Annotated in this window: 14 protein-coding genes, 2 tRNA genes and 1 pseudogene; 9 read left to right on the forward strand and 8 right to left on the reverse strand. The window is 74.3% G+C overall.

Going from position 1 to position 22,227, the window contains the following annotated elements; translation table 11 throughout:
• Positions 1–121 precede the first annotated feature (121 nt).
• Positions 122–619 (reverse strand): annotated as a pseudogene (locus ACFXDJ_RS01590) (GNAT family N-acetyltransferase); the annotation flags it as partial.
• A 12-nt stretch (positions 620–631) separates the two neighbouring features.
• A complete protein-coding gene (locus tag ACFXDJ_RS01595; RefSeq protein ID WP_384654524.1) occupies positions 632–1,894 on the reverse strand; it encodes a hypothetical protein in 1,263 nt (420 codons plus the stop codon).
• A gap of 177 nt (positions 1,895–2,071) precedes the next feature.
• Here ACFXDJ_RS01595 and ACFXDJ_RS01600 point away from each other — a divergent pair, with 177 nt between their 5' ends.
• The 4 genes from ACFXDJ_RS01600 (at position 2,072) to ACFXDJ_RS01615 (ending at position 3,639) form a co-directional block, all read left to right on the forward strand.
• Positions 2,072–2,233, forward strand: coding sequence for a hypothetical protein (locus ACFXDJ_RS01600; protein ID WP_384654526.1), 162 nt, complete (start codon positions 2,072–2,074; stop codon positions 2,231–2,233).
• Entirely contained in the window at positions 2,233–2,943 is a 711-nt protein-coding gene (locus tag ACFXDJ_RS01605) for a phytanoyl-CoA dioxygenase family protein (RefSeq protein ID WP_384654529.1), read from the forward strand. Before ACFXDJ_RS01600 ends, ACFXDJ_RS01605 begins: the two co-directional genes overlap by 1 nt.
• 47 nt (positions 2,944–2,990) lie before the next feature.
• Positions 2,991–3,443, forward strand: coding sequence for a hypothetical protein (locus ACFXDJ_RS01610; RefSeq protein WP_384654532.1), 453 nt, complete (start codon positions 2,991–2,993; stop codon positions 3,441–3,443).
• A gap of 121 nt (positions 3,444–3,564) precedes the next feature.
• A tRNA-Ala gene (locus ACFXDJ_RS01615) sits at positions 3,565–3,639 on the forward strand.
• A gap of 22 nt (positions 3,640–3,661) precedes the next feature.
• On the opposite strand, the gene ACFXDJ_RS01620 is transcribed toward ACFXDJ_RS01615, so the two are convergent.
• Positions 3,662–4,903: an MFS transporter gene (locus ACFXDJ_RS01620; protein ID WP_384654535.1), complete on the reverse strand. Its 1,242-nt coding sequence runs from the start codon at positions 4,901–4,903 to the stop codon at positions 3,662–3,664.
• 561 nt (positions 4,904–5,464) lie between these two features.
• Here ACFXDJ_RS01620 and ACFXDJ_RS01625 point away from each other — a divergent pair.
• From ACFXDJ_RS01625 to ACFXDJ_RS01635, 3 genes are all read left to right on the forward strand, one after another.
• Positions 5,465–5,538 (forward strand) — tRNA-Met (locus ACFXDJ_RS01625).
• A 227-nt stretch (positions 5,539–5,765) separates the two neighbouring features.
• Positions 5,766–6,941, forward strand: coding sequence for a PP2C family protein-serine/threonine phosphatase (locus ACFXDJ_RS01630; protein ID WP_384654538.1), 1,176 nt, complete (start codon positions 5,766–5,768; stop codon positions 6,939–6,941).
• A 288-nt stretch (positions 6,942–7,229) separates the two neighbouring features.
• A complete protein-coding gene (locus ACFXDJ_RS01635; protein ID WP_384654540.1) occupies positions 7,230–8,261 on the forward strand; it encodes a M23 family metallopeptidase in 1,032 nt (343 codons plus the stop codon).
• Here ACFXDJ_RS01635 and ACFXDJ_RS01640 read toward each other — a convergent pair.
• The 4 genes from ACFXDJ_RS01640 to ACFXDJ_RS01655 all read right to left on the reverse strand — a co-directional run bounded on the left by ACFXDJ_RS01640 (position 8,212) and on the right by ACFXDJ_RS01655 (position 13,614).
• Entirely contained in the window at positions 8,212–9,561 is a 1,350-nt protein-coding gene (locus ACFXDJ_RS01640) for a PrsW family intramembrane metalloprotease (protein WP_384654543.1), read from the reverse strand. The two genes, ACFXDJ_RS01635 and ACFXDJ_RS01640, sit on opposite strands and share 50 nt — an antisense overlap.
• A gap of 88 nt (positions 9,562–9,649) precedes the next feature.
• Positions 9,650–10,405, reverse strand: coding sequence for a tRNA (guanosine(46)-N7)-methyltransferase TrmB (trmB, locus tag ACFXDJ_RS01645; protein ID WP_384654552.1), 756 nt, complete (start codon positions 10,403–10,405; stop codon positions 9,650–9,652).
• 284 nt (positions 10,406–10,689) lie between these two features.
• Positions 10,690–11,889, reverse strand: a complete 1,200-nt coding sequence (gene lhgO, locus ACFXDJ_RS01650) for an L-2-hydroxyglutarate oxidase (RefSeq protein ID WP_384661289.1) — start codon at positions 11,887–11,889, stop codon at positions 10,690–10,692.
• Positions 11,890–11,967: 78 nt separating this feature from the next.
• A complete protein-coding gene (locus ACFXDJ_RS01655; protein WP_384661292.1) occupies positions 11,968–13,614 on the reverse strand; it encodes a sporulation protein in 1,647 nt (548 codons plus the stop codon).
• A gap of 688 nt (positions 13,615–14,302) precedes the next feature.
• Here ACFXDJ_RS01655 and ACFXDJ_RS01660 point away from each other — a divergent pair.
• Positions 14,303–16,579 (forward strand): asparagine synthase-related protein, encoded by a 2,277-nt coding sequence (locus tag ACFXDJ_RS01660; RefSeq protein WP_384661295.1) that lies wholly within the window; start codon positions 14,303–14,305, stop codon positions 16,577–16,579.
• 275 nt (positions 16,580–16,854) lie between these two features.
• Positions 16,855–20,199: a BTAD domain-containing putative transcriptional regulator gene (locus ACFXDJ_RS01665; protein ID WP_384661298.1), complete on the forward strand. Its 3,345-nt coding sequence runs from the start codon at positions 16,855–16,857 to the stop codon at positions 20,197–20,199.
• Here ACFXDJ_RS01665 and ACFXDJ_RS01670 read toward each other — a convergent pair.
• Positions 20,186–22,171: a sigma-70 family RNA polymerase sigma factor gene (locus ACFXDJ_RS01670; protein WP_384847467.1), complete on the reverse strand. Its 1,986-nt coding sequence runs from the start codon at positions 22,169–22,171 to the stop codon at positions 20,186–20,188. The genes ACFXDJ_RS01665 and ACFXDJ_RS01670 overlap by 14 nt on opposite strands.
• Positions 22,172–22,227 lie beyond the last annotated feature (56 nt).

A 22,227-nucleotide genomic window follows, 5' to 3' on the forward strand; every position in this document is an offset into this window, starting at 1 on the left:
GGGGGGGTTTTGGTGTGCGCGCCCCCCCGCCGGGGCGGCGCCCCCCGGGGGGCGCGGTCACGCCGCGGGCGGGGGCCCCCCCCCCCGGGGGGGGGGGCCCCCCCCCCCCCGGGGCGCCCCCCTCGCCGATCTTGCGGTATCCCCATGCCCGGTACGCGGACACGGCCGCCTTGCTGTCCGCGTGGACGTTGAGCAGAACCCGCTCGGCCTCGGTGCCGTCGAGGACGGCATCGTGCAGGCGGCGGGCGATGCCCTGCCTGCGCCATGCGGCACGCACGGCGAGTTCCATCAGGCCGAACGTCCGCCGACCGTCCTCGCGCCGCATCTCGTCGGGCACGGGCACGGTCAGTTGGTCCCACCAGCCCGTCTGCGGCCCGAGGGGGTAGCCGTACGCCATGCCGACGGCCTCACCGTCCGAGGCGCTCGCCAGGGCGCCGCGAAAGGTGGTCTTGCGCGTCTGGGACCGGAAGCGGCGGAACGCGGCTGCGACGTCGGTCTCGGTCTCGTCGTAGGGCGGCTCGGCGAACGCCTCGGCGTAAACCAGGCGGAACGCTTCCTCGGCCCTGGCGGCGGCCGGCCCGTCGAGCTGCTCGACGCTGGCCTGTGCTGACTGACTCATCCGGCGGCCCTTTCACACGGTTTCGCGGATACGTGCCACGCATTCGCGAGCGGTTGGGCTGTCGACTACCCCGGCCGTCCGCTGGAAATCGTGCACCTTGCCCAGCAGCCGGGGAGACGCGATGCCTCCCCAGGTATCCAGCACGCCGCCCACCTCGGCGCACGCCTCGTCGACCTCCCCCGCGGCAAGGAGGACACCGGCGAGCTTGACGCGGTACGAGGCGCTGTTCCGGGCGAGCCCACCGCCAATACCGCGCACGGCCGCCCGGAGGAACGGCACGGCGCGCTTGGGCTGGTCTGCTCGTACGTACATGTCCGCCGTGGCGTAGTCGACCTCGAACGGACCCACGAACTTGGCCCAGTTGGGCACGTCCGTGTCGGCGTCCGCGCGCCCCTGGTAGCTGACGGCACGGGACAGGGCGCGGCGTGCACCCGACAGGTCCCCGGCGTGTGTGGCGACGTTCGCGTCGCGGAGCGCGATCACGAGGTGCACCGTCGCACCCGCCCCTGCTTGGGTCGCGAGGCGGTAGGCGTTCTCGACGGCACTCGCAGCCTCCCAGGACCGGCCGGCCTTGACCGCGAGGAGTACGAGCGTCTCCAGCACGGAGACCTGTAGCAGCGGGTTGTCGACGAGCTGCGCCGCGGCGAGGGCTTCCATGCAGGCGGCGCGGCCCTCCGCGATGCGTCCGCCGTCGTAGCCGTACCAGGCCCGGTGTCCGTGCAGTTCGGCGAGCATCGTCTGTAGCTCACGGCCCACACCGGCGGTGTACGAGGCGCCGCTCAGGGCTCGCGTGATCTCCGCCTCGATGCGCTCGGCCTGCGTGCTCGCCGGCACGCTGCCCGCGGTGTGGTCTGTCTGGTAGAGCCCGTCGAGGCGCTCCCTCAGCCGCCCGAGATCGGCCGTGCCGATGCGTGGGCCCGGCGCGGCGGGCAGCAGAGCAGCGGCAGCGAGGGCGCCCGCGTCTGCGACGAACGTTCTCCTCTTCACCTCTCCAGCGTCGCTGATCGGTGCCGCAACCGTCACGCGATGACCGGGGACGTCGAACCCCATCTCGGCGAGGGGCATGCCGAACATGGCTTCAAGTACGGCTTGCTGGCCCGGGTGCGGCAGGGGCGGGGGCGTCTCGCTCTCCCACCGTCGCAGTTGGCGGACGCTCACCGCGGCGGCGACGCCGAGGCGGGCGGACTCCTGCCGGAACGCCTTGACGAACGTCTCCTGCGTGTGGCCGGCAGCCCGCCGTAACCGTGCCAGCCCGCCCGACTCCTGTTCCGTCATGCGCTTCCCCCTCGCAGCTACGGGTCGTGCACCCACCGTAGTGATCTGGCCCCGGACTCGGGCGTGGAAACGTCCGCCCAAACGTCCGGTGCCCGCTCGCCCATGACGCCCTCTCAAGCGGTGCACTGGTGACACACCGAACCACAACGCCCCTGAGCAGCGGGAGTGCGCATGCCCATGACCATTCGCGTGTACGACGTCAACGGCCAGACGGGAGAGGTCGTCCACGAGCGTGCCGAGGTGGTCGTCGGGCCCGGGATCCGGGACAGCCCGCCCATGAACTCCCTCGCCTTCCCTCCCTGCCAGTGCACCCGCTGCCGGCCGAAGGGCGAAGCCTGATGAGCGCGCCCCTCACCATCAGCTACACGGGGCCGAGCCCGCTCGGCGAGGACGGATACCGGACCGGGCTGGAGTGGAACACCAACAGCCGAGCCCGCGCCCGAGCGGCCGAGGTCATCGCCGAGCACCGGGCCGAGCGGACCGAGGTCGTGCTCGACGCGCACCTGCGGTCCGAGTGGGCCGCGCACGCGGTACGCGCCCCCGGACTGCTCGCCGCCGTGCAGGAGACGATCGGCGAGGCGGTCGCCGTCGAGAACACCTTTCTGATGATCAAGTGGCCTGGCCGTGAGTTCCGCGTGCCCTGGCACCAGGACGGCACCAACCGACGGATGCAGCTCGACCCCGCCCGCTCGGTCGCGGCCTGGCTCGCCATTACCGACGCGACTACCGCCAACGGATGCTTGCAGGTCATCCCCGGCTCACACGCCAGCGGCTACCTCGGCAACGACCGCGAGGCGAGCAGCGCCCGCCGAGGTAGAGCCCTCGGAGTGCAGGGCATGCCCAACGGGCCGCACGACCACGGCCTATGGCTGCCGCTCGACGCCGGGCAGGCATGCCTGATGGACGTCCGGCTCCTGCACCGCTCGGACAGCAACACGACCGCCGGCGCCCGGATCGGCCTGAACATCCGCTACGTCGCTCCCGGTGCCATCCGGTCGAGCGGCCCCCACAGCCCCAGCCTGTACCCGTTGACCGGGTCGAGCTGGTGATCACGCACCACCTGCAACGCACCATCGGCAACGAGAGGAGAACCACCGTGACCATCCTCGAAACCAGCGCTCCGCCGATCACCCGTGTCCGGGTGCTCACCGGCGAGGACGTCGACCCCGCCCGGCGCGGCAGCAAGAGCGTCGTGGCGTTCAGCGACTGCCGGTACTACTGCCCCGACGCCGCGACCGTCGAGCGGTGCATCGAGCACCTGCGTGCCAGCGACGAGCGGCTGCGCTCCCGCCCCGACGAGCAGATGCTCTGGGACTGGGAGTGCACGTACTTCGAGGCCGACCCGGACAACGAGAACGGCGGCGGGACGGTCCTGCTGGGCGTCGCCTGGTACGACCGCGCGTTCTTCGACGACCGTCGGGGCGCCTGGTTCGGCGCCATGCACACCCGCATCTACCAGGAGATCGGCGTCCCGTTCGAGAACGTGACCGTCGAGCACTGGCTCGCGCTCGACGCGGCCGAGTGGAAGCCGGAAGCGCCCGCGGCGTAACCGCCGCTTCTCCGCCCGCCTCGCCCCTCGCCGGACCTGCACCACCGGCGGGGGGTGAGGCGCGTAGCCCCGGGAAAATCGCTGGCCCCGTGGTGGGGCGGGCTGCCTATGATCACCGCAAGCGGGGTCGTAGCACAGAGGTAGTGCGCCTACACAGCATGGAGGAGGACGCCGGTTCGAATCCGGCCGCCCCGCCCTTCAATCTTGAGCACCACGGTTCATCGGCCAGCCGTCGAAAGGGCCGGCAGGGCCGCATCCCGCCGCCGCAGTCGTGAGGCTGCCAGCAACGCGCCGAGCGCCGTTCCTGTGACCATGACCCCGCCCGCGACGAAGGCCCCTCGCGGTGAAGCGTCCACCAGCAACGGCAGCACGAGCATTCCGGCCGTGCCGCCGGCCCGGATGATCGTCTGATCGACGGACATCAGGCGCAGCCGTTCCGCCGGGGCGAACGCGCCGAGGTGCGCGCGCAGGGTCACGCTCGTAGCCGGGGTGACGATGCCCGTCAGCAGGGCGAGCAGGAGCAGCGCGGGCAGATCGAGCACCAGACCCATGCAGGCGGTCGCCGCGCCTTGTAGCGCCCACGCACCGCAGTAGACGGTCAGCCAGCCGCCCGAGCGCCGGTTGCTCGCGAGGGGGTTACCGAGCAGCGCCCCGACGCCCACGGCCGCCGTGACGAGTCCGTACACCGCGGCGCCCGCCCCGTACCGGGTGGCGAGCAGGGCCGGCATACCGATGGCAGTCACGGCCGAGCAGAACAGCGCTACCCCGTGCAGGCCGATCGCCAGTCCGACCCGCGGGTGCTCACGCAGCACCGGCCCCGCCGGGACTGACGACCGCACCCTGCCCCCAGGGCGCTCGGCAGCTCCACCTGCCGAGGTCGCGTAGCGGCGAGCCAGCCAGCGCAGCGCCACGGCGGACACCGCGAACGTTGCGCCGTTCAAGGCGAAGAGCTGTACCTCGGAGACGAAGAGCAGCAGCAGGCCGATACTGGCCGGGCCCGCGATACGGGCGATGCGGCCCGTGAGGTCGAGGAGACCCGTGATCTGCTGCACCCGCTCGGGCTCGACGAGATCGGGCACCAGGGCGCCGAGGTTGGGATCGAAGAGCGCCCCGAGCGTGCCGAGGAGCAGCACACCGGCGAGCAGCAGAGCGATGCCCCGCGCGTCGGGCGACCACAGGAACGGCAGCGCGACCGCGACCGCTGCCCGCGCCCCGTCGACCCATGCGAGTGCCCGGTACGAGGAGAAGCGGGAGACGATCCGCCGGCCCACGGTGCCGAGGGCGATGTACGGCAGCGACTCAGCCACGGCGACCAAGCCCATGAGTGACGCCGAGCCCGTCGCGGCGTAGACGACCCACATGACCGCGAGGGCATAGAGGCGGTCCCCGAGGACCGAGAGGCTCTGTGCGAGCCACAGCACCAGTACGGGCCGCCGTCGCAGCAGCCGCAGGTGTTCCATGCGTCCTCCGGGCCGAGCTGTGCCAGACCGGGCGCAGCAGCCCCGGCCGAATCGCGGCCCACCCTAGGCCCGAACGGAGCAACCGACGCAGCGTTCTCCCACACCTCACACGAATGCGGCACAGCCGGTACCCGAGGCTGCGTAGAGGTCGTCACCGGCACCGGCGGAAGCAGCCAGACGAGCAGGTCAGAGGGTGTACGAAGTGAGCCCGCTGTGAGCCCGGACGCCTACGGACGGAGTGATACGGGCCGGTGGTCGGGTGGCCGGGGCACCCGTTCTGACCAGCCGGAACGGCATGGACAGGAACGGGGCCCCAGCCGATATCACTCGGGCTCGTCGACTTTTAATCCGTTGGTTGTCGGTTCGAGTCCGACATGGCCTACTGCTCGCGGGCGGGGGTTGACCCCTCTGGCCCGCCACTTGGCGCCCCACCCGGCTTCGGCCGGGCGGGGCGCCAAGTCGTCTTCACCCCTCTGACCTGCGGTGATGCCCTCCTGGGGGCGGTGCGGGCGTTAATTGGCGGAGGCCTCCCCCCAGATGGCGTAGAGTTGGGTTTACCGACGCGGGGTGGAGCAGCTCGGTAGCTCGCTGGGCTCATAACCCAGAGGTCGTAGGTTCAAATCCTGCCCCCGCTACTCAGTACGAAGGCCCGGTCCCCTTGGGGGGACCGGGCCTTCGTCGTACGCCCGCACCCTGCGCCCCGCGCACCGCACCCTGCGCCCCGCGCACATGCGCGCATCCCCGCCCGTCACCCGAACGGTCCCGTCCGGGTCGCCGTACGGGCCTTCGTGCGGCCAGCCTTGGGGAGCGAGGCGGCGGCGGGCCCGCACCCGTGCGAGGGACCGGGCGGCAGGAGAGCAGCGTGGTGCGGCTGGGCCGGCAGGGCAGGGGCGGGCGCGTGTTCGGCGCGGCCGCCGGCAGCCCCGTGGTCCGACGGATCGTCAGCGCGCTCCCGTTCACCCTGATCGTCCTCGGTCTCCTCTTCGACCTCCTGACCCCGCCCAGCTTCACCGGCTCCCCCTTCTTCTCCGCGGCCCCGCTGATCGCCGCCCCGCTGTTCTCCCTGCGCTCCACCATGCTGATCGGGGCCCTGTCCACGGTCGCCGTGCTCCTGCTGCACGTCTACAACGGCACCACCTGGCAGGTGGAGTCCCTGACCGAGCTGGCCACCGTGCTGACCGTCTCCGGGCTGGCCACGCTGATCAACACCGTGGTGCGGCGCAGCGGAGCGCAGCTCGCCTCCGCGCGGGGGATCGCCGAGGCCGCGCAGCGCGCCGTGCTGCCGACGCCCGCGGAACTGATCGCGGGGCTGCACGTCTCCGCCTCCTACGAGGCCGCGCAGGCGGACGCCTTCATCGGCGGCGACCTGTACGCCGTGCAGGACACCCCGTACGGGGTGCGCCTCGCGGTGGGCGACGTACGGGGGAAGGGGCTGGGGGCGGTCGAGGCCGTGGCGGTGGTCCTCGGGGCGTTCCGGGAGGCGGCGGAGAGCGAGCCCTCGCTGGAGGCGGTGGCGCAGCGGCTGGAGCGGGCGCTGGCCCGCGAGGGCAACCGGCGCGACAGCCTGGACGCGGTGGAGGGGTTCACCACGTGCGTGCTCGGCGAGATCCCGCCGGGCGGCGGCGTGCTGCGGCTCGTGAACCGGGGCCATCCCGAGCCGCTGCTGCTGTACGCGGACGGCGGCCTCGCGGTGCTGGCCCCCGCCGAGCCGGCGCTGCCGCTGGGCATGGGGGACCTGGGCGGCTGGCCGGACCGGGTGGACGAGTGGCCGTTTCCGGCGGGGGCCACGCTGCTCCTGTACACGGACGGGCTGACGGAGGCCCGGGACGGGTCCGGGACCTTCTACGATCCGGCGGCCCGGCTGCGCGGGCGGGTCTTCCCCGGGCCGGACGAACTCCTGACCGCACTCGGCGGCGACGTACGCCGTCACACGGGCGGCGAGGCCACGGACGACATGGCGCTGCTGGCGGTGGCGCGGCCGGGGGAGCGGCAGCGGGACCGGCGGCGGACGGTGCCGGTGGTGCCGAGGGACCACTGAACGTGACCGAAAGTGCGCGTTCAGCAAGGTGACTGACGGACCGTCAATGTGAAGATGTGGCGGAAGGGGTGGGAGAGTCGGCCAATTTTTGCCCGAGTTGATACCTGAGTGTGGGTAAAAGTCCTGGCCAGAGCTGTTCGGGGGGTGGCTGATTGTCGTTAACGATCAATCGCAACTGCTTGGAATCACTCCCCTTCTTCTATTACCGTTCGATAACGCAGCGCGGTCGTCCCAGCCGTCGCAAGAGACGGCACCGTGCGCGTGCTCGTCCATGAGGAGTGTGCCCCGGTGGCCTCCAACTCGCCTGCCCCTGAAGGCATCGAAGTCCAGGAGCCGCCCACCGCCGGTGCCTGGGGCGAGTGGAACCCGACCGAGGACTCGGCCCGGCCGCCGCGCGGGAAGCACCGCGTGCTCAAGCAGCGCGGGGGACTCGCCCGCTCCTCGACCGTCCTCGGGGTCGGCGTCATCGCGGCGGTCGGCGCGGGCGGCATCGCCACCGCGCAGGACCGCCCCCAGGTGGCCATATCCCTGCCGTCGCTGCCCTCCCTCCCCTCCCTGCCCTCGGCGCTGGGGGGCGACGGCGACGTGCGGCACGCGGACGGGCACGCGGACGCCGCGGCCGCGCAGCGGACCGGGGTCATTCCGCGCCAGGCCGACCGGAGCGCCGACGCCGGTGAACTCCTGCGCAGCCGCATCCTCCAGCAGGCCGGATCCCAGCAGGAGGCCGCCGCGGCCCAGGAGCGCGCCGAGACCGAGCGGATCGCGCAGGAGGCCGCCGCCAAGGAGGCGCGCGAGGCCCAGGAGACCGCGCGCAAGGCGGCCGAGGCGGCGGCGGCCGAACAGGCCGCCAAGGAAACGCGCGAGGCCGAGGAGGCCAAGGCGGCCGCCGAGGCCAAGGCCAAGCAGGAGGCCGCCGCTACGGCCGGCAGCTACTCCCTGCCCACCTCCGCCTACACCCTCACCTCGCACTACGGGGACTCCGGCTCCATGTGGTCCTCCGGGCACCACACCGGCCTCGACTTCGCGGCCCCCACCGGCACCCCCGTCAAGGCGGTCGGCGGCGGCAAGATCACCTCGGCCGGCTGGTCGGGCGCGTACGGCTACCGGATCGTGCTGGAACTCCCCGACGGCACCGAGATCTGGTACTGCCACCTGTCCTCGATGTCGGTGACCGGCGGCACCGTCGCCGCGGGCGACACCATCGGCCGCGTCGGCGCGACCGGCAACGTCACCGGCCCCCACCTCCACCTCGAAGTGCGCGAAGGCGGCTCTACGGTGGACCCGCTGGCGTGGCTGACGGCAAGGGGCCTGAACGTCTGAGGCCGTACGGCCCCCGCGGAGCCGGTACGCCGGCCAGCGCGGGCCCGCCGGCCAGCGCGGGCCGGTCCACGGCCGGGGTGGCGGTCGTTCCGGTCGTACCGAACGGCTCGGCCGTACCGAACCGGTCCGCCGAGCCGAGGGCGTCGAAGGAGGGCGGCACCAGCTCCTCCAGGACCGCCGCCCGGGACAGCGCCGGGCCCGCCGTCGCACGGCGCAGCCAGAGGCGGAGCAGCAACTCCCGCTCCCGGAGCGCGAAATCCGGCTCGCGGGCCGGGCCGCCGCCGCGCGCCCGGTGACGTAGCAGCGCGAGGGCCACCGCGTCCGCCTCGTACCGGGCGACCGCGCGGGAGGCAGGGCGGCCCCCCGCCCCGCGGGCCAGCGCGCGGGCCAGCGAACGCGCCGGCATCGAAGCCAGCGCGGGCACCTCGGCGGGGCCCAGCCAGCCGGCGGCCGCGTACACCGCGAGTTCCGCGGCGACCGTGCGCAGGCGGCGCCGTCTCAGCCACACGGCCAGCCACACCAGGAGCCCGAAGACCGGGACCATCACACAGCCGTAGACCACGTAGAAACCGGACTCGCCGAGGTCCGAGGAGCTGTTCCACAGCGCGTGCAGCCCCATGGCCGGGGCCAGCCCCAGCAGCGGCAGCCCGATCCGGCGGGCCCGGCGGACGCTGAGCGCGGCCGCGCCGAAACCGAGGCCGGTGAGCACGGTGAACAGCGGATGCGCGAACGGGGACATGACGATCCGGACGAAGAAAGTCGCTGCCGTCACCGAATTCAGCACCTCGGTGCCGTTGGTGGCGTCCTCGTCGAAGGCGTTGCCGAGGTAGAGGATGTTCTCGGTGAAGGCGAAGCCGACGGCGGTGAAGCCGGCCACCACGAAACCGTCGGCCGGGCCGGTGAACTGGCGTCTGCGGAACAGGAACACCAGCAGCAGGGCCGCCGCCTTGGCGGTCTCCTCGACCACCGGAGCGATGGCCACCGAGCCGAGCTGATCGGCATCGGAGGGATCGGCGGTGGCCGCGGCTATCCACTGGGTGGCGAAACTGTTGGCCAGTATGGCGATCAGCGCGGCGGCGCAGGCACCCCAGCCGAAGCAGAACAGCAGCTGCGCCCACGGATGCGGCGCGGCCCGGCCCAGCCACCGGAACGCCGCCATGAGCGGCGGCACCGGAAGCAGCGCCAGGGCGAGACCGACGAGGAACCCGGGCGTGCCCGTCTGCTCCCGTACGAGCTCCAGGATCGCGACGCCGGACGCGGCGAGCAGCACCACGAGTACGTACACACGCAGACGCGGCATGGGGAGCACACGGAGCACACGGAACAGTCGGGTCGCTCGGTACACATGATGACTCTACCGAGCGGACCCGACACACGGAGTGACGTTGTCAGTTCTCCGCGTTACCCGTGCGGCGGAACAACAAGTCGTGTACGACATGGCCCTTGTCGAGGCCCTGCCCCTCGAACCGGGTGAGGGGACGGAAGTCGGGGCGGGGCGCGTAGCCGCCGTCGGCCTGGGTGTTCTCGAACTCGGGCTGCGCGGTGAGCACTTCGAGCATCTGCTCGGCGTACGGCTCCCAGTCGGTCGCGCAGTGCAGGATCGCCCCGGGCGCCATGCGGGTCGCGGCCAGCGCGAGGAACTCGGGCTGGATCAGCCGCCGCTTGTGGTGGCGGGCCTTCGGCCAGGGGTCGGGGAAGTACACGCGGAGCCCGGCGAGGGAGTCCGGGGGCAGCATCTCGCGGAGCAGGATGATGGCGTCGCCGTTCGCGACCCGGACATTGGTCATCCCGCCCCGCTCGGCGAGGGCGAGCAGGTTCCCCTGCCCGGGGGTGTGCACGTCGGCGGCGAGGATCCCGGTGCCGGGATCGGCGGCGGCCATCTGCGCGGTGGCCTCGCCCATGCCGAAGCCGATCTCCAGGACGACGGGAAGCCCGCCGAACATCTCCTTCAGATCGAGGACGTGATGCCCGTCGATGTCGAGGCCCCAGGTCCCCCAGAGCCGCTTGAGGGCTTCGCCCTGCCCGGTGGTCACCCGGCTGCGCCGGGGCTGGAAGCTCCGGATCCGCCGCTCGTGGTGCGAGCCGGCCGGATCGGGCGCGGGCCCGTCGGGAAACCGCGGCTCGGTCCGCCACTTCGGGGGCACGTACGGGGTCGCCGCCGGCGCGGTTTCCGCGCTTTCCGGGGCGGGGTGCGGGGGGTTTTGAGAGTCAGCCACAATGCGCCGATTCTACGCGGGCCGCTCCCATCCAGCCCCGCCGGGCAAACCCAGCCCGGCCACTCCCTCCAGCCCCGCCGCACCAACCAGCCTCGCCGGCGTTTGAGGCGCGGGGTCCGGGGCGGAGCCCCGGGGAACGGTGGAAGGGCGGGTAGGGGACCCAGCCCCGCGCAGCGGCAGTCCCCGGACCCACCGACGGGCGGACCCGGTGGCTACGCCGCGCGCAGCGCGGTAAGTGCCCGGGCCGCGATCTCCCGCCCGATCGGCAGCGAAGCGGTAGCGGCGGGCGACGGCGCGTTCAGGACGTGCACCGTCCGTGGTGCCTCCCGGATCAGGAAGTCGTCCACCAGCGTCCCGTCCCGCAGCACGGCCTGCGCCCGCACCCCGGCCGACGAAGGCACCAGATCCGCTTCGGTCACCGCCGGCAGCAGTCTCCGTACCGCCTCCACGAACGCCGGCTTCGACACCGACCGCCGGATCTCGCCCGCCCCGTACCGCCAGTGCCGCGCGGCCATCCGCCAGGATCCCGGCCAGGCCAGCTCGTCGGCGAGGTCCCGCGGCCGGACGACCCCCCATCCGTACCCCTCGCGCGCCAGCGCCGGCACCGCGTTCGGCCCGACGTGGACCCCGCCGCCGATGCCCCGGGTCAGGTGGACGCCGAGGAAGGGGAACGCCGGGTCCGGCACCGGGTAGACCAGCCCGCGCACCAGCGAGGGCCGGGCCAGGTCGTAGTACTCGCCGCGGAACGGGACGATCCGCATGCCCGGCTCGTCCCCGGCCAGCCGGGCGATCCGGTCGCACTGGAGCCCCGCGCAGTTCACCAGTACGCGGGAGCGCACCACCAGGCCGCTGGTCGTCCGCACCGCGACCCCGGAGTCCCGCCGCGAGATCAGGTCCACCGCGCCGCCGTAGACGATCTCCGCGCCCGAGGACTCCGCGAGCTGGCGGGTGACCTGCCCGTAGTCCACGATCCCGGTGGTCCCCACGTGGATCGCGGCGAGCCCGCGGACCTCCGGCTCGTACTCCGCGATCTGCGTCGGCCCCAGCTCCCGCACCGGGATGCCGTTCTCCCGGCCCCTCTGTACGAGCGCGTGCAGGCGCGGCAGCTCGTCGCGCTCGGTGGCGACGATGAGCTTGCCGGTCACCTCGTGCGGGATGCCGTGCTCCGCGCAGAACTTGACCATCTCAGCCGCCCCGCGCACCGCGAAGCGCGCCTTGAGCGAGCCCGGCCTGTAGTAGATGCCGCTGTGGATCACACCGCTGTTGCGGCCCGTCTGGTGCCGGGCGGGGCCGTCCTCCTTCTCCAGGACGACCACCCGGGTCCCCGGCGCGAGCCTGGCGAGGGCATGCGCCGTCGACAGGCCGACGATTCCGCCGCCGATCACCAGCACGTCGCAGTCCACTCTGCCCATGCTGCCCAAGCCGCCCACGCTGACACCTCCCACCCCTGCATAGTGCACCCCGCCACTGACAACGAGGCCACGCGGGGCCTATGCCGGGGTCACCAGCAGAGGCCTGGCCCGCTCGCGCAGTTCGGCGACGCGCGGCTCGTCCCCGTACGGTTCCAGCCGGTGCAGCAGGTCCCGTACGTACTCGTTCGTCCGCGCCGACGAGATCCGGCCCGCGACCTCCACCGCCCGGGTACCGGCCGCGCAGGCCGCGTCGAGGTTCCCCGACTCCAGCTCGGCCACCGCGCTCACGACGAGCCGCAGCCCGTGCGAGCGTACGTACTCCTCCGTCGGCCGCGAAAGTGCCTGTTCTGTGAATCGCCTTACCTGTCGCGGGAGTTTCAGGTCGCGGTAGCACTCGGCCGCGTCCGCCGCGAAGCGGTCGTAGGAGTAGAAGCCCAGCCAGGTCGGATCCCCGTCGCCCTCCCGGGCCCGCTCCAGCCAGCCCTCGGCGGCCCGCAGCGCGGAACCGGCGGCCGCCGAATCGCCCGCCTTCGCGTGCGCCCGGGCCTCGACGAGGCGGAAGAAGCTCATGGTGCGGGCGGTGGCCAGGCCCCGGTTGCGCTCGACGGCGGCTTGCGCGAGGTCCACGCCTTCGTCCGGGAAGTCCCGATAGGTCGCCTGCAGCGACATCGACGCCAGCACGTACCCGCCGAGCGGTACGTCGGCTGCGGCGCGGGCCAGGCGCAGCGCCTGGATGTAGTACCGCTGGGCCGCCTCCTGCTGGCCGGTGTCGAAGGCCATCCAGCCGGCCAGCCGGGTCAGTTCGGCGGTCGCGCCGAAGAGCGCGCGGCCCACCTCGTCGGTGTAGGAGCCGAGCAGCAGCGGCGCCGCGTCCACGCGCAGGCACTCGGGGACCATCGACGAACGCCAGTCGCCGCCCCCGTACTTGGAATCCCAGCGACGGGCGTCCTCGGCGGCCTCGCGCAGCTTGGTCACGTCGCTGTGGCCCACGCGCTGCGGACCGGCTTCGGGGACGGCGGGCGCGGGCGTTTCACCGGAAGGCTGTGCGGGCACACCCCCGACAAGGACGCCCGGCGGCGCCGGAAGGCCCTCCGGCGGGGCCGCGCCCGGCACCGGTTCGCGCGACGGGGCGGTCGCGTGGGCGGGAGCTCCGCGGCGCTGACTCTGCCCGTGCGCCTGCCCTTGTCCCTGCGCCTGCCCGTGCGCCTGCCTCTGTGTCTGTCCCTGCCCCTGTCCTTGCACGTGCCCCGGCTCGCGCGCCACGGAGCCGTCGGCCGGAGATATCAGCCAGCGCGAGGCCGGTGTGGCGTAGGCCGACACCGAGAAGGAACCGGCGAGCGACTGCCAGATCCCGCCACCACCGCGCCGTCCGGCGAGGTCGAGCCGGTAGAGGTCGGTCGCCGAGCGCACGGCGGCCCCCACGTCGCGCGGGAAGGCCAGCCCCACCTCGGGCGCCGGATCCGCGTCCGCGAGACCGATCTCGTGCAGCGGTACGGGCCGGCCCAGCTTCGCGCCGATGGCGGCCGCGATCAGATGCGGGGCGGCGCCCTGCGGCACCATCCCCTTCGACACCCACCGCGCCACCGACGTCTTGTCGTACCGAAGCGTCAGGCCGCGCTGCGCGCCGAGGTCGTTGACCCGGCGGGCCAGCCCGGCGTTGCTGATGCCCGCGAGGGCGAGGACGGCGCCGAGCTTCTCATTGGGCTCGCGGAGCTCCCTGGACATGCGCCACCCCTCGTCACACGCGGAACGCAGACGCCGCCGGGGCATAGGCGCCCGGCATTTCGTAAACCCAGCGTAGTTCCCCGCCTCCCAAGCGTTAAGGCCCCGAGTTCCGTATGGCGGGATTGTTGTCCGTATGCACAGTCGGGCGGGGTCCCGTGCCCGGGGCGCACGTCTCAGCGCGTGCTCCGCCCGTGTGGCCGTGCGCCCGGCCGTGCGCTCTGGCCGCTCCACCGGCCCGGCGATTCGATGGCGGTGCGTGGGTCGGCCCGCTGCGTGAATCCGGCGGACCGGGGGATGCCGCTGCCTCAATCCCCGCGGGTGGCGGAACGGTCCGGGGGGTGGATCCCGCCTCCCGGACCGCGCTCCGCGCACCGGGCCCGGGGAGCCCTCGGTACGGCCGGAGTTCGGCCGGAGTACGGCCTCGGTACGGCCGCAGGATGGTTTCGGCACGACCGCAGTACGGTCGAAGAATGGCCGAAACCGACCTATGGGGCGGTGGGAACGGAACGCCAAATACCGCATGGACGGGGCGTGTTCGTTTGCATGTGCGCCCCCCTTAACCACTCTCGCACGCCCGTCACGTGGCAGCATGGACCCCGAGCCACCCGGGGTCCCGCCGGCCGCGCCCAGTAGCGCCGACCGCGCGGTTCGCACCCCGGTCAGGTGCCCACGGGCTGTGGAGGCGGCGGTGCGCTGGTTGGTGGGTTGGAGCAGTATCGCCGCGAGCTTCGGCACGGCCGGAAGGGTCGCGGGGCAGAACGCCGCGCAAGGCTCCGGCCAGGGGGCATACGGCTCCACGTACGGAAACGGCTCGGCGTACGGCAACGGTTCCGCCCCCGGCCCCGGCACTGGCCATGGCGCCGGCTGGGCCGACGGCTGGGGCGACGCCCCCCTCCGAGGCGGCCTGGCCGACGCGGACCACCCCGACGAGCCGGGAGCCGCCGATGCCGACCGCACCGTGGTCCCCGTCGGCGCCCAGCTCCTGTGGGGCGACCCCGACCCCCTGTGGGCCGTCGGCGACTGGCGCCCGGACGAGATCCGCACCCTCACCGCCGACCCCGCCGACCCCTTCACCCGGATCGCGGTCCTCGGCTGCTGCGGGGCCACCGACGAGGAACTCCGCCGCGCCCTCTACGCCGCCCGCGGCGGCGCCCTGCGCCACCTCACCCAGTGGCCCGGCAGCTACACCGCCGTGGTCCAGGCCGGCCGCCGCATCACCGTGGTCGGCGACCTCGCGGGCGCCCGGCCCGTCTTCTACACCCCCTGGGCGAGCGGAACCGCGTACGCCACCGCCGCCCTCCCGCTCGCCGACCTGATCGAGGCGCAGCTCGACATCGGCCACCTCGCCGCCCTGCTGGCCTGCCCCGACAGCCCGGAGGCGCTGGGCGACGGCACACCGTACGTCGGCGTACGCCGCATCCCGCCGGGCCACGCGCTCATCCTGCGCGAGGGCTCGCGGGAGATCACCGGGTACGAGCCGGTGGCCTCCCTCGCGGTGGCCGCCCCGACCGCCGACCCCGAGCGCGCGGTGGAGGGCGTACGGGAAGCTTTGGTCGACGCGGTGCGCGCCCGGCTCACGGCTCCCCGCCATGCCCCCGACACCCTGCCCTACGACCCCGGGCCGGTGCCCGGAATGGGCCCCGCCGACCGGCGGGCGGCCCGCGGCGCCCCCGCTCCCGTACCCGGAGTCGGCGCCGACCTCTCCGGCGGCAGCGCCTCCGCCACCCTCGCGCTCCTCGCGGCCGGCCTGCCCGGAGCCCCCGGCACGGTGGTCCGACAATCCGGCGAGCGGCTCCTCGCCGTCACCTTCAACGACCTCGCCACGCCCCAGGGCCGCGAGGCCGAACTGGAACGCGCCCACGCCATCGCCGCCAACCCCCGTCTGCACCACGTGGTCGTGGCCGCCGCCGAGGAGGCACTCCCGTACGCCGACCTCGACGGCCCCCTCACCGACGAACCCGGCCCCTCCCTCATCTCCGCCGCCCGCGAGCGCCGCCGCCTGGCCGCCGGCTCGGCCGACCACTTCACCGGCCACGGAGCCCGCCAGGTCCTCGACGCCCACCCGGCCCGCCTGGCCGACCTCCTCCTCGACCGCCGTCGCCGCCACCTGCTGCGCCCGGTCGCGGCCCTGACCCGTTCCACCCCCGGGGAATCCCTCCTGGTCCCCTTCTCCATCTACTCGGCGGCCCGCCGCCTGGCCCGTACGCCGTACCGCGCGGGCATGGAACAGACAGCGGCCCGCCTGCGCGAAGGCGTGGTCACGGGCGGCGGAGCCTCCCCGGTCGACGCCGCGCTGGCGGCCCTGACCTGGTCCCGCCCGGGTCCGGCGGCGGCCTGGCTGACGGGCGAAGCCCTGGCCGAGGTATCGATCCGCCTCCACGCCGCCGCGGGCCGCCCTCCCCTCTCCCTGCGGCCGGGCGAAGCCAGGGCCCGCGCGGTCCTGGCCCGCCACGCCGCCGACCACCGGGTCTTCGAACAGGCCGTGGAGGTCCGCAGCCAGCGCCTGCACGCGCCCTTCCTGGACAACCAGGTCGTACGGGCCGCCCGCGCCCTCCCCGAATCCCTGCGCGTCCAGCCCGGCGCGCGGGCGGCGATCCTGCGCAGCGTCCTGTCCTCGGCCGGGGTCCGCGAACTCCCGCCCGGCTGGGGCGCCACGGCCAACGCCCCGAACGAATCCGCGACCCGCCTGGGCCTGAGCGCGGCCCTGCCGGCCCTCCTCTCCCTCTTCGCCACCCCCCTCCTCGCGGACGCCGGCCTGATCGAAGCCAGGGTCGTCCGCCAGGCCCTGCTCGACGCGGCGGACGGCCGCCCGGTCCCGCTGGACGGCCTCGCGGAACTCGTCTCCATGGAACTGTGGCTGGGCCGCCTGATGTCCCGCCGCGGCACCTGCTGGACAGGCACCTCCACCCCCCGCCGCCGAGCAGTCCCCAAGGGCCTGCCCACCCGCCGCCCGGCCCTCTCCTAACCCCCGCGCCCGCACCCACCCCGCCCCACCCTTCGCCCGTTCCCGGGCTCCGCCCGGACCCGGTCCTCAAACGCTGGACGGGCTGAAAGGGAAAGGTCGGGGCTCGGGGGCGGTCCCGCACCAGGGCAACGGCACGGCACCACATCAAGCCCCGCCGGCTATTGAGGCGCGGCCACGGCGCCGCAGCCGAGAACGGCGCGGCAGTTCCGGGCCGCAAGGCCACCACCGGAAAAAACGGCCCCGCACCAACCCCACCACCTGTGCAGAATGACCCCGTGCTGTACCTGATCCTCGGCAACACCGAGGCCCGCGACGGGACGAACACCCCACTCCCCCTCGGCGGACCCCGCCTCCGCGCCCTCCTCACCGCCCTCGCGATCCGCTCCGCCACTCCCACGCCAGCCCCCGGCTTCGGCCCCGGCCCCGGCCCCGGCCCCGGGCAAGGGCAAGGCCCCGGCCCCGCCTCCGTCCCCGACCTGATCGACGAAGTCTGGGGCGACGACCCGCCCAGGGACGCCCCCGCCGCGCTCGAGGCCCTGGTCGCCCGCCTGCGCCGCGCCCTCGGCGGCAGGGACACCGTCCCCGCCGACCCCGCCGGCGGCTACCGCCTCGCCGTCGCCACCGCGGACGAGGTGGACCTGCACCGTTTCACCCGGCTCGCCCGCCAAGGCGCCCAGGAGCTGGCCGCCGGCCAGGATCCCGCCACCGCCGCCGGAACCCTCCGCTCCGCCCTGGCCCTCTGGCGCGGCCCCGCCTTCGCCGACCTCGCGGAGCCCGCCCGCACCGGCCACGCGGCCGTCGCCGAGGCCCACCGCAGGGCCGCGCTCCGCGACCGCATCGAGGCCGACCTGCGCTCCGGCCTCACGGCTCCCGCGACGCTCCTCCCCGAGATCGAAGCGCTGATCCACGAGCACCCGTACGACGAACCCCTCCGCGCCCAGCAGCTCCGCGCCCTCCGCGCGGCCGGCCGCCCCGCCGAGGCCCTCGCCGCCTACGACCGCACCCGCCGCACCCTCGCGGACGCCCTCGGCACGGACCCCGGCCCCGAACTGGCCGCCCTGCACGCGGAACTCCTCCAGCGGAAGCCCCGAACCCCCACCCCCACCTCCGCCGCCACCCCCCAGGGAAACCTCCGCCCCCGCCTGACCTCCTTCGTAGGTCGCGAACCCGAACTCGCAGCCCTCCAGGCCGACCTGCCCCGCCTGCGCCTCATCACCCTCACCGGCCCCGGTGGTTCGGGCAAGACCCGCCTGGCGGAGCACGCGGCAGCCGAACACCCCGACCCCGTCTGGCTGGTGGAACTGGCCCGCCTGGACCACCCCGCTGCCGTCCCGGGAGCCGTCCTCAGCGCCCTCGGCCTCCGCGAAAGCAGCCTCGTCGCTCGCGAGAGGACCGCCCGCGAGAAGACCGCTCGCGACAAGGCCGCCCCGGAAGACGCGACCACCCTCCTCATGGAGCACTGCGCGAACCGCCGCCTGCTCCTCGTCCTCGACAACTGCGAGCACGTCATCGAGGCCGCCGCCGACCTCGCCGACCGCCTCCTCGCGCACTGTCCGGGCGTACGCGTCCTCGCGACCAGCCGCGAGCCCCTCGGCGTCCCCGGTGAAACGATCCGCCCCGTAGAGCCCCTCCCACCCGCCCCCGCGCACCGCCTCTTCGCCGACCGCGCCGCCGCGGCCCGCCCCGGCTTCACCCCCGCCGAGGACCCGGCCGCCGTAGCCGAGATCTGCGCCCGCCTCGACGGCCTCCCGCTGGCGATCGAACTGGCCGCCGCCCGGCTGCGGCTGCTGACCCCGCGGCAGATCGCGGACCGCCTGGACGACCGTTTCCGGCTCCTGACCAGCGGTTCGCGCACGCTCCTGCCGCGCCAGCAGACCCTCCGGGCCGTGGTCGACTGGTCCTGGGACCTCCTGGACGAGCCCGAGCGCACGGTCCTGCGGCGGCTGTCCGTCTTCGCGGGCGGCTGCGATCTGACGGCCGCCGAGGCCGTCTGCGCCCACGACGACGACCTGGACGTCGCTGACCTCCTGGGCTCCCTGGTCGACGAATCCCTGGTCCTGGCCGAACCGGCCGGCCCCGCCGGCATGCGCTACCGCATGCTCGAAACCATCCACGAGTACGCCACCGAACGAGCCGCGGAACACACAGCCGCCCAACGCACCCCCACCCAACAAACGCCCGCCCACCGCCACGCCGCCCACTTCACGGCCCTGGCCGAAGAAGCCGAACCCCACCTCCGCTCCGCCGACCAGCTCCCCTGGATCCGCCGGATCGAGACCGAACTCGACAACCTCCGCGCCGCCCTCCACACCGCCGTCACCCACCGCGACAGCGACACCGCCCACCGCCTCGTCTTCGCCCTCGGCTGGTTCTGGTGGCTGCGCAACTACCGTGACGAGGGCTCCGAGTGGGCGACCGAGGTCCTCGCCGTCACCCCGCCCGACCCGCCCGAGGGCTCCCCGGCGTACTGGAGCCTCCTGCGCCTGCACGTCCTGCGCGTCTTCCTGCTCGCCGAGGGCCGCGAGATGGAGAAGTTCCACACCCCGGAGTACGCCGCCCTCCGCACCCGCATCACCGAGGCCTTCCGCCGGGGCACCCCCGAGACCGCCCGCTTCCCCGGCATGCTCTGGCCGATGGTCGCGTACCTCACCGGCGGCGCCCTCGACTTCCACGCCCACCTCGACACCACCGTCGAGAGCTGCCGCCGCTACGGCGGCGACTGGGAACTCGGCATCACCCTCATGCTCCGCACCCACGTGGCCATCGACATCACCGGCGGCCTGCCCACCGTCGACGCGGACCTCGCCGAACTGCGCGAGATCGCCGGCCGGGTCGGCGACCGCTGGACCCGCTCCACGGTGGCGAGCGCGGCCGGCGAGCTCGCGCTCTCGCGGGGCCGGTACGACCAGGCCCGCACGGAGTACGAGGAGTGCCTGCGCCTGGCCCGCGAGGTCGGCGCCTACGTGGAGGCGCCCTTCGCCCTCATCCGGATCGCCGAAACGGCCTTCTGCGCGGGCGATTTCGACACCGCCGAGCGGCTGGTGGCGCAGGCGGACCGGGAGGCGGAGGAGTACGGCGTGGCCCACGACGTGCGCGCCTACAGCCGGCTGGTCTCCTCGCTGCTCGCGCTCTTCCGGGGCGACCTCGACCGGGCGCGCACCGAGTCCGGGCTGGCCCGTGCCGAGGCCGTGAAGGTCACGGGGCCGCCGCAGCTCACCGCCGGGCTCGACAACATCGACTCCGTCCTGACCGCCCGCGCGCAGGGCCCGGCGGCCGGACTGGCCCTGATCGCGCCCGCCCTGGAAGCGGCGGTGGCCGGGCACTGCGCGGAACGGGTCCTCGCCGCCCTCGCCGAGACCGCCGCCGGCCAGCTGGCCGACGCGGGCCGGCCGGCCGAGGCGGTACGGGTCTTCGCGGCCGCCACCGCCTGGCGCGCGGGCAACCCGCGCTCGGTCCCGGAGGAGACGGCCCTGGCCGATTTCCCGGCCCGGACCCGCGCCGCCCTCGGCCCCGGGGACCACGCCCGCGAGGCGGCGGCGGGCGCGGCACTCACCCCACCGGAGGTAGCGGCCCTGGTCACGAGAGCCGCAGCCCCCTCAACCCCACCTACCGACAACTGATGACGGCGTCCGCCCAGCTGGCCAGCGTCGGCAGTCGGCCGTCCCCGGCACGTTCCACGACCAGGCGCAGCGTCTTGTGCCCGGACAGGGATACGGACACGCTCGCCGCGGGGTCCTCGTAGCCCAGGGCCCGGGATTGCCACAGCCGCTGCCCGTCCCCGTACACGGAGAACCGCACCTCGCCGTCCGTGTGCAGCGCCAGCCCGTCCACGCCGGCCCGCGCGGAGAAGTTCGTGCACTGCCGGTTGAGGGCGATCTCCACGGAGGACCGGGGGGAGACGGTGATCCCGTGGGCGTAGCGCTGCCCGCCGATCTTCGGCCCCCAGCGCTGCCACACCCAACTGCTCTGCCAGGTCTCGATCTCGGGGCCTTCGTGATCCCCCCAGGCGGACTGGTCCAGCACCGCGAGCCGGAACGGCTCCGCAGCCTTCGAGGGCGGCGGCGTGGGGCTCGGCTTCGGAGTCACCTTCGCACTCGGACTCGGGGTCGGACTCGGGCTCGGGCTCGGCGAAGGCCGCTCCCGGCTCGGCGAGGCCGCCGGCGCGGCCGGAGCCACGCTCTCCGGAGGCGGTGGGGGCGCCGCCGCCGCCGCCGGGACGGGGCCTCGCGCGGCCGGCGGCTGCGCCCCCGACGGGCTCGGCTCCTGCGCGGCCGGGCTCGAACCCCGCGGCACCGGCACGACCGGCGCGGCCACGCTCGGAGCGGGCTGCGCCCGGGCGGGCGGCTCGGTGTCTTCGCCGGTCAGGGCGAACACCACCCCGGCCGCCGCGGCGACCACGACCCCGGCGGCGATGGCGGCCTTGGCCGGAAGCCCCAGCCCTTCCGAAGCCAGCGCTCCGCCGGCCCCGGAAGCCCCGCCCGACCCGGCGGCCCCACCCGCAGCGGTACCCCCAGCAGCCCCAGCCCCAGCCCCAGCCCCGGCACCCGCCCCGGCCCCGGCGGTCGACCCGCCGACGGCGGCCGCCGCGGCCCCGGCCCCGCCCGCGGCGACGGCCCCACCGGCCACGACTCCGGCCGCCTTGGCCGCGTACCCGGCGGCGAACCACCCGATGACGGCGACCGGCAGCAGCGCGGGAATGCCCGCGTTGACGTCCTTGAGCTCCCCGGCGGCGACCCGGCACCGGGCGCACTCCTCCAGGTGCTTGCGCAGCCCCCGCTCGGCCCGCATCCGCAAGCCGCCGCGGGCATAGGCCCCCAGCCGGTCGGCGTACCGGGCGCAGTCCCCGCCGGAGCTCAGCGCGGTGCTCACGTGGGCTTGCAGATAGGCCTGCTTGAGCCCCTCCCGGGCCCGGCTGGCCAGTACCGCGGTCGCGTTGGCGCTCAGCCCGAAGAGCGGGGCGATCGCGCTCGGCGAAGCCTCCTCGACGGTGGTGTGCCAGAGCACGGCCTGCCACCGCTCGGGCAGGCTCCGGAAGGCCTGCATGGCCAGCGACTGCTCGGCCTCGTGCATCGCCCGTACGTCGGCGCCGAGTTCCAGGGTGTCGTCCCCGGTGAGCCCGACCGCGCCGTCACCGGACGACACGGAGGCCTGCTCCGCGAACAGCGCGAAGTCCTCGACCAGATGCTCCCGCTTCGCCGTTTTCGCCCAGGCCGCGGCGACCCGTCGCACGGTGGTCAGGAGATAGGCCCGCACCGACTGGTCCGGACCCGCCCCGCCCCGTACCGCCTGGAGCGTGCGCGCGAACACCTCGGCCGTCAGATCGTCGGCGGTGTGCCCGTCGCGGCAGCAGGTGCGGGCGTAGCGGCGTACGGCGTCGGCGTGCCGGCGGAACAGCTCCTCGTACGCACCGTCGTCGCCGCCGCGCATCCGCGCGATCAAGTCCCCGTCGGACGGCGGCAGCTCACCGCTCGCCCCGGCGGCGTGCCGCCCGCCCGGTTCGCGCTGCGCCGGTACCTGCCGCGCGGGCAGGCTGCCCGCCTCGACCTCGCCACCGGCACCACCGCGTGGCTCTTCCCGCCCGTCAACGCTCATCGCGGAAGCCCCCGCACGACACACTCAACCGGTACACCGATCCAGCGTGTCACACG

It is taken from the genome of Streptomyces sp. NPDC059443, assembly GCF_042750105.1.
Taxonomy (GTDB): domain Bacteria; phylum Actinomycetota; class Actinomycetes; order Streptomycetales; family Streptomycetaceae; genus Streptomyces.